General features: G+C 75.8%; 1 protein-coding gene (cut by a window edge). It reads right to left on the bottom strand.

Annotated elements, in window-relative coordinates; all coding sequences use genetic code 11:
- Positions 1–425: part of an aminoglycoside phosphotransferase family protein coding region (locus CCN29_RS32640; RefSeq protein WP_442538622.1), annotated on the bottom strand (this coding region is incomplete at its 3' end). 76 nt of the annotated region lie beyond the right edge of the window; the window shows 425 of its 501 annotated nt.

The raw sequence follows: 425 nt of genomic DNA, 5'->3' as shown, positions 1-425 counted from the left end.
CAGCCAGGGCGCACGGTCGGCGGCGAGGACGTTCTCGTCGTGCAGGTCCCAGTGGAGCAGCCGGTCGCCCGGCTCGTCCGCGACCTCGCGCACGGCGGCCGCGCAGTCGGCGACCAGGCCCCGCGCCTCGGGGTCGGGGATGCGGTCCAGCACGGCGGGCGTGCGCTCCAGCATGGACGCGGCGATGTCGCCGAGGCGGCGCATTCCCGGGGGAGCGGTGGTGGCGTGGAGGTGGGCCAGGAGGCGGGCGATCACGAGGACGCCCTCGTGGACGTCCGGCTGGTGGGCGAGCATCCGGGAGGAGTCGAGGCGTTCCAGCAGCATCGTGCCGGTCGGCTCGTCGTGGTCGAGCAGACGGACCGCCCCGTCGCCGGCCCACAGGCGCAGGGCGACCGGCTCGCCCTCGCTCTCGTGGTCGCGGATCT

The sequence above is a fragment of the Streptomyces pseudogriseolus genome, assembly GCA_002154585.1.
Lineage (GTDB): Bacteria > Actinomycetota > Actinomycetes > Streptomycetales > Streptomycetaceae > Streptomyces > Streptomyces pseudogriseolus.
The sequence above is the reverse complement of the archived record's forward strand: the minus strand, read 5'-3'. Positions and strand labels throughout refer to the sequence as shown.